Consider the following 1,197-nt stretch of genomic DNA (forward strand, 5'->3'; position numbering starts at 1 on the left):
GGAAGGTCTGCAAAACCCCGTTCGTCGAAGCTGACAGCTTGACCAGCGCGGCCTGAGCTTCGAGATGGGGATAGGAGCGACGATTCCGGGCCAGATTGGCGTCGAATCTCGGCGTTATGCGCGGTCACCGCGCCTGGTCGGCGCCATGCAGGCGCACTCATCCCTGCGCTCCCAGAAGTTGCCGGCGCGCCATCCACAAATTGCCCAACGCAAACAGCATCGTCAGCCGCGCCGTATTCTTGGCCAGGCCCCGGTAGCGCACCTTGGCGTAGCCGAACTGCTGCTTGACCACGCGAAACGGATGCTCGACCTTGGCCCGAATGCTGGCCTTGAGCTTCTCGACCTTCTCCAACAACTGATGCAACTCGCGCTCGGAGTCGAGGGCGCGGCGCTTGCCTGGCCGCAAAGCCACTTCCCAGCGCACCTTGCTGTCCTTGAACTGCTCGCGCTTGTCCACACCCTGATAACCCGCATCGCCCCAAGCATCGGTCTCCTCGCCGTGCAGTAACTCGCCGGCTTGGGTCACGTCGTTGACGTTGGCGGCCGTGCCAACGACGGTGTGCACCAGGCCGGACTCGGCGTCCACACCGATATGCGCCTTCATGCCGAAGTGCCACTGATTGCCCTTCTTGGTCTGGTGCATCTCGGGGTCGCGCTCACCGTCCTTGTTCTTGGTCGAACTCGGCGCGGCAATGATGGTGGCATCCACCACCGTGCCGGTCTTGAGCATCAGGCCTTGCTGGGTCAGCATGGCGTTGATGGTGCCCAACACCTGAGGCGCCAGTTCGTGCCTCTCCAGCAGATGCCGAAAGCGCAGGATGGTCGTCTCGTCCGGCATGCGCGCCGCACCTTCCAAGCCTACGAAGCGCCGATACAGCGGCCGCTCGTGTAGTTCCTCTTCCATCGCTGGGTCGCTCAGGTTCCACCACAGTTGCAGGCAGTGGATGCGCAGCATCGTCTCGAGCGCAAATGGCGGGCGTCCGCCCAGTGCCTGATGCGCGCCGCGCGCGTGCGGCTGAATCAATGCAACCAGCGCCGCCCACGGCACCACTTGGTTCATCTCTTCGAGGAAAACCTCCTTGCGGGTCTTCTTGGGTAGCGGGTCAAGGCCGAGCGTGATCTGATTCATGTCCGTGATCGTCCTTGCTCCTCAGGTTGCACACCAGTCGGATTGACGAGAGGTTTTGCAGACCTTCC

The 1,197-nt window shown here is 62.7% G+C and carries 1 protein-coding gene; it reads right to left on the reverse strand.

Annotated features, from left to right (window positions below):
- Positions 1-157 precede the first annotated feature (157 nt).
- A complete protein-coding gene (locus ACODRX_RS25795; protein WP_488874400.1) occupies positions 158-1,129 on the reverse strand; it encodes an IS5 family transposase in 972 nt (323 codons plus the stop codon).
- Positions 1,130-1,197: the final 68 nt, after the last annotated feature.

The sequence above is a fragment of the Comamonas sp. FG99 genome, assembly GCF_057808605.1.

Excerpts from the sequence above, each read along its gene's own strand:
- ACODRX_RS25795 (WP_488874400.1), bottom strand. The coding sequence starts at position 1,129 with ATGAATCAGATCACGCTCGGCCTTGACCCGCTACCCAAGAAGACCCGC.